Source organism: Kitasatospora sp. NPDC091257, assembly GCF_044757675.1.
GTDB classification, from domain to species: domain Bacteria; phylum Actinomycetota; class Actinomycetes; order Streptomycetales; family Streptomycetaceae; genus Kitasatospora; species Kitasatospora lactacystinica.
On the sequence record NZ_JBIVVI010000484.1, the window covers coordinates 1 to 6,310 of the forward strand.

Sequence of the window (6,310 nt, forward strand, 5' to 3'; positions counted from 1 at the left end):
GTTGTCAGTCATCGCGGTCCTCGTCCTCCCAAGGGCGCCATCCCGTCATCGGGTTCATCGCCGTCGTCGCGGTGGTGCGGTCCGGTCGGCGCCCTCGTGGGAGGGCGCCGGTCACGGCCGCCTGCAGGAGGTCGCTGCTGGGCCGCTCACGCAGGGCACGGGCCTGCAGGGCGTCGAGGGCTGCGCCGACCTCGTCGGCGGCGGCCGGTCCGACGCGGTAGCGGGCACCGGTGGAATCCCAGCTCGCGTACACGGCCCGGGAGCCGGGGTCGGTGAACACGAACTCGGCGATGTCAGCACGCGCGACCACCCCCTGGAACGGCACTACGAGGACCACGGCCCGGTCCTGCAGGCGGGCCAGCTCCTGGCGGCCCGCACTCGTGGCCGCGCTCTGGGCCAGGAGCCGGCTGTCGAGCAGGACGGTGAGGCGCCGGCCCAGACCGGCGATCGGGGGCAGGCCGCAGGACGCCGTGACCCGCCCGCCGATGGCACTGCTCGCCACCCACGTCAGCCGCTCCCGCCACCGGCCGCGGTCGACGAGCCCTTCCGCGCCCGCGGGATCGAGGGCCTGCCGGTACAGGGCGAGGATCTCCTCGCGGTCCTGCCGGTACGCGCGGTACAGGTCGAGCAGACGCCCGGCGGTCGCGGGATCCGGCAGCGCGCCTCCCCGCTCGATGCGGCTCAGCTCGATCGTGGACAGTCCGAGCGCCAGGCCGACGTGGCCCACCTCGAGACGCTGCTCGGTGCGCAGCCGGTGCAGGTGGGTGCCCGGGATCCGACCCAGGTCCGGCGTGTGTCGTGTGGCCAGGGGCGGGCGGCGGGCCGGCTGCGCACGGGCGGTGCGGCTCGGGGCGGGACGGGTGGGCCCGGAGGACTTGCCGGGGGCGCGGTGGCGGTCGGCGCGGAGCAGTTCGGCGGCGAGGGCGGTGCGGGCGGTGTCGGGCAGGTCGCCGCGCACGGTGACCCAGGCGAGCGGGCCGTCGGCGGTGAAGGCCTCGTCGGGGCCGCCGTCCCACCGGGCGAGGGCCCCGCGCAGAGCGGGGTCCAGGGCGGCCAGGGCTCGGACCAGGGCGGCGGCATCGGCCGCGCTGCCGGCGCCGCCGCGCGGGCTGGGGGTGTGGTCGGTGGGAGCGGCCATCAGGAGGAGGTCGGGGCCGGGCTCGGCTAGTGCCCGCTCGAGTGCGGCGAGGCTCTTCCACGGGCGTCGTGCGGCGGACATCACCATGAGCGCATCAAGCGGGGTGCCGGCCGGCAGCGGGTCGCGGGCGGCGACGACGACGGGCGCGGCCCGGAGCAGGTGCCGCAGCACGGAGTGCTGCTCGTCCGGCGTCTGGCGGGCACTCAGGCGCAGGCCCCGGACGGGGTCCGCTGCGGCGGTACTGCCGCGGCCGGCGGCGTCGAGGACGGTGAGGAGACGGCGCGCGGTGGGGTCGTCAGGGCAGCAGACGCCGACGCGTCCGGCGGCGGGCTCCAGCGCGGCCTCCCGCAGTCGGTCGGCGGCCGCGCGCAGGAGGACGGGTCCGCTGCTGGGCCGGCGCGGGGCGGACAGCGTGATCTCCAACCGGTAGCCGCGCACGGTGCTCGGGGCCAGACGGGTCAGCCTGCCGAGGCGCGTGCCCGCCCGTGCGCTGTGGGCCCGGCTTCCGGTGTTGATCCGGGTGACGGTCGACAACAGCAGCCGGCGGTGCGCCGGCAGCCGGTCGTCGGACAGCAGGTCCGCCTCGAGAGCGGCGGCCTCCAGGGCCAGCACGTCCTCCACGACCAGCACGTCCCACACCGGCATCGGGACCATCCGGTGCGCGTCCGCGACGATCTGGGCCCCGTCCCGGGTGGCCACGACCAGGACCCTGCCCGCGGTCGAGGCTTCACCGAGCAGGTCCTGAGGGCGCTGCACGATCGGGCAGCCCGGGGGACGCCGCCCGTCGACCCGCTCGCCCGGGCCGTGCACGCCCACCGTCACGACGTCCGGCCGCACCAGCCCGGCCCACCGGGTCAGGGGCCGCGCCAGATGCTCCTCCTGCACGACCACCACCGCGCGCCGCGCCCCCAGGACCGCTGCCCGCGCGTGCACATCCAGGTCCCGGCGCGGCCCGATCAGCAACCGCCGGCCACCCGCTCCGGCCGCGAGCGGCGGCTCACCGTCCAGGTGCTCCCGCCTGATCCGCCCCGCCTTGACCAGGGCCGCCACAGCCCCCTCCAGCGTCGTGCCCCACTCGCGCAGCAGAGCCGCCACCAGCCGCAGAGCCGGCTCCTGCCCCGTCCCCGTCAGGCGGGCCGCATCCGCGACGCTGAACCCGCGTGCCACCACCCGCAGCAGCCGTACCCGCTCCTCACCGGCGTTCCCCGGCCCGGGAACGAGGTCTGCCACACCCTCCGTGCGGAGGGACAGAACGTGCCGGGCGACCAGGGCCGCGGCGTGCGGCAGCCGGGCCCGCCCGCACATCCGGTCGAGGACGCGCTCCACCTGCTCGACACCCACGCCCAGCCGCCGGGCCATCACCTCACGCGCCAGCCCGCGGGCGACCAGATTCAGCACACACCGCTCGGACGCATCGAACTCCGGCAGGCCGACCGCATCCACCACACTGCTCACCGAGGTGCGGCTCCCGGCGGCAGGTCCGGTCCTGGGAGCGCGGCTCTGCGCTGCCGCGTCCAGCGGCCGGTCGACTTCGCGTGTCGGGTCGCCGTGGTGGGCGTCCGGGTGACGGCCGGTCACCGGCACTCTGGCGGCCCGGGCGCGGTCTGCCGCGGGAGCGAGCGTTCCGGGACGGGCGGGTGCGACGGGGCTCACGGACTGGTCCTTGGGGGTGCGGGCCGCACGGGGCGGCGGTGGGTCGGCGCCCGACGGCGGGCGCGGGTGCTGGGATGCCGGCGTCGTCGGCGCCGGGCGACGTGCGGAAGGGCCCCGCGGGCGGTAAGGGTGGTCTGCGGGGCGTGGCCGGTCACAGCAGCCTTGCGGCGTGTGCGCCGCTGCCGGATCGGGATCAGGGACGGCGGGCAAGCGTCGAGGGGACGGGGCTTCGATCACCGGGCGGATCTCTTGCGCGCGGAGGGGCGCAGCCCGAGCTCGGTCAGTTCGCGCGCCTTCGTCAGGGTGAGGGTGCCGTCCCGCAGCGCCCGCTGCTGGCGAGCGACCCATTCACCGAACCTGAAACCGTCGGCGGCGACGTAGTCGTACGGCACCCGGGCGTGACCGTGCTCGGCGCGGAACGCGCGCAGCGCTTGCACGTTGCGGTGGTGACGGAACTCGTCGCTGTTCAGGTGCAGGCCGTGGTCGGTGATCTTCTTCCGCCGGGCGGGGTCCAGAGTGCCGGCGCGCAGCTGCTCCAGCTGGATGATCCGCCAGCTGCCGAGCGGGAGGCCGTCATCGGTGACGAAGTGCCGGGGCACCACCGGCGTTCCGTGTGCTTTCTGGTAGGCGCGCCAGGCCGTGAAGTGCTGCTCCCACCGGCGTTCGAGCCGGTTGGCGACGAACCCGAGGGCGGTGAGTTCCGCTCGGCGTTCTGGTGGCAGCTCGTGGAGCTGGGTGCGCTGCGTGCGCACCTGGGTGCCGAGGGGACGGCCTGCCGGGTTCATGTACGCCTGCGGCACGTCCAGGTGTCCGAACTCGTCACGGAACGCCTTGAGGTCGGCCACGAAAGTCTGCCAGAAGCGGTTGCGTTCGTTCCAGACGACCCCGATCGCCTCGAGCTGGGCGATCTCCTGCGCGTTCATCAGCCCTTGGTGGTGGCGCGCTCGCTGGTAGTCCATCTGCCGGCCGAGCTTGAGACCGTCCGGTGTCACCCACTGCGTCGGGATGCGCAGATGTCCGTGGTCGGTGGCGAACGCCGTGGCCGCGCCGATGAACTCCTCCCACGGGGAGGTCGCCGCCCGGACGACCTGGACGGAGATGGCGGATGCGAATTCCGCAGGGACGTCGATCCCGGAGATCGACAGCCAGTCCGGTAGGTCGTGCGGCCCGGCGTAGCGGCCGCCGTAGGCGGCGGCACCCATCGAGCGGCGCGCGCGATCGAGGCGGCCAGCCAGTTCGTCGTCGTGCGCGGCGAGCGCCCGGACGACTCCGTAGGCCGCGGCGAACGCCGATCCGCGCAGCGCCCGGACCGGGTCCTCGTTGGCGCCCAGGATCGCCGGGGCGAAGACCAGGGCGGTCTTGTCGACAGTGGGGTCGGGCAGGCGGCCGGCGCGGCCGATGGCCTGGATGGAGTCGATCTCGCCGCGCGGGGACAGCAGGGCGATCGAGTCGATGTTCGGGACGTTGACGCCCTCGGTCAGGAGCGCGGCGTTCGCGACGACGACCAGCCCGGGGTCGCTCGAACGCAGCCGGTCCAGCACCCGCTCGCGGTGGGCGACGGACTGCGTACCGGAGATGTGGCCGGCCCACACCGCGGCGGGGCGTTCTGCGGGGTCCAGGTGCTCGGTGGCCAGCGGGAGGGTGGTGGCGAACCACCGTGCGTCGGCGATCGTGCGGTGGTAGGTGACCATGCGGCGGGCGCCGGCCTGATGGGCGGCGCGCAGCAGGGCGATCTGGGTGGCGAGCACCTGCGCTGTCACCGCGGCGGCGCCGGCCCTGTAGTAGGTGGGGTTGTCCACCGCGGTGGCCGCCTCGCGCACGGCCTCGTCGGTGATCACGGGGACGACCAGCCGGTACGGTGCGACGATCCTGAGCTCCACCGCCCTGGCATAGGAGAGCCGGTAGCCGACCGGTCCGAACACCTTGGGGTTGTGCATGCTCAGGATGTCGTCCCGGCCCTCTGCCGCGTCTCCTGTGATGATCTTCATCGTTGCCGTCATGCTGACCCGCTTGAGGGCGGGGATCCGTGCCTCGTCGTGAACGGCGGCCCACGTACGGTTTTCCAGGCCGACGGTGCGGTGTGCCTCGTCGATCAGCAGCAGGTCCCAGGGGGGAAGGCCGTGGTGGGCGTGCGCGATGATCAGCACGCCCAGGCTCTGCAGCGTGCAGAAGACGGTGACCCGGGCGGACGGCTCGGCGACGATCGCCGCGAGAGCGGCCGGGTCGGAAGTGACGACGGCCCCGAGATCGTCCAGCTGGCCCCGGTACCGGGCCAGGACCTTCTGGTCGGAGCACACGGCGACGACTCGGCCGAGGCTGGCGCGGCCGAAAGCGCCGACAAGCTCGGCGGCGGTCTGCGCGATGAGTGCCAGGCTCGGGAAGGTCCGTAATTGCGTGCGGTGCGGCAGGCGCCTGCTGATCTCGCCGCTGGTGCGGGTCTTTCCGCTTCCGCATGCCTTCGTCAGGATCGTGCGGTCCTCGCGTTCCAGTGTTGCCACGATCGCCTCGGCGGCCTCGATCTGATCGGGTCGAAGGGTCGCCGTCACGGTCGGCCTCCGCAAGCAGTGGGTGCTGGCGTGCTGGGTGCGGGCAGGGCGGAATCGGTGGGCAGGGGTGCGGCCGGCAGCGGGCCGGGATCCTGGCTGTCAGGGCGGCGGTGCGGGGCGTCCTGTGGGGGCCGGCAGCGGCCGCGGACGGCGATAGGCCTCACAGGACACCGCCGGTGGCCGGGACCTCGGTGACCGGGCGGCGGTCGGCCACGGGGAGCTGGAACTCCGAGTGGGCCAGGTGCATCACGTCCTCGACCTCGGAGCGGGTCAAGGCCGCGTGCGGCGCCAGCTCCAGGGCCTGTTCAGGGGTGGCCAACAGCCGCACGGGCAGCGGTGCGCACGGTACCGGGACCAGCGGGCCGACGATCCTCAGCCGCGCGGCCACGCTGGCCGTCGCCTCGCCGCCGCTCACGTGGTGTCCGACAACCTCACGGTCCGGGGCGAGCGTCACGTGGGCGGTGGTCGCGGCGACCGCTCCCAGCGCCATCGCCGGATCGTCCCCTCCCGCTCCACCGGGCAGGTCGGTGCGGCCGGTGGCCGGGTCGTGGAGCAGCATGACCCGGCCGTCGGGGCCGAAGATCCACCCCCGGACCCGTCCGGTCGCCCCGTCCCACGTGTAGTCGGGCATCCACTGGCCCTCCGTGCCGGCGCTGCGGCCCGCCAGGACGCGGTGGCGATCGAGAACACCGGGACGGCAGGGCCTGCCGTCGGCGAGCTCGGTCGTGGTCCCTTCCACGCGGGCGTGCAGGGCGGCCAGCAGGCGGCGTGACCACGCCGGGGGCAGGGCGTCGTCCAGGTCACGCGGGTCGACGAGCCGCACGGCAGTGTCGGTCTCGAGGTCCGCGCACCGGGCCGCGGACAACTCGCCCTCGTAGACGTACGTGATCTCCGCGACGACCACCGCTCCGGCGGCCGTCCGCAGTCCGACCGCGGTGGCTTCAACCGTGACCGCGGCGGCTTCGGTGCCGGC

2 protein-coding genes and 1 pseudogene are annotated in these 6,310 nt (G+C 74.7%); all 3 read right to left on the reverse strand.

The features are described from left to right. Positions 1–4: 4 nt before the first annotated feature. Positions 5–2,593, reverse strand: coding sequence for a helix-turn-helix domain-containing protein (locus ACIQOV_RS22190; protein ID WP_401050950.1), 2,589 nt, complete (start codon positions 2,591–2,593; stop codon positions 5–7). Between the two features lie 431 nt (positions 2,594–3,024). Continuing rightward, on the reverse strand, positions 3,025–5,337 hold the full coding sequence (locus ACIQOV_RS22195; RefSeq protein ID WP_401050952.1) for a Helicase associated domain protein: 2,313 nt from the start codon (positions 5,335–5,337) through the stop codon (positions 3,025–3,027). A 160-nt stretch (positions 5,338–5,497) separates the two neighbouring features. Continuing rightward, positions 5,498–6,310: pseudogene (locus ACIQOV_RS22200) on the reverse strand (hypothetical protein); the annotation flags it as partial.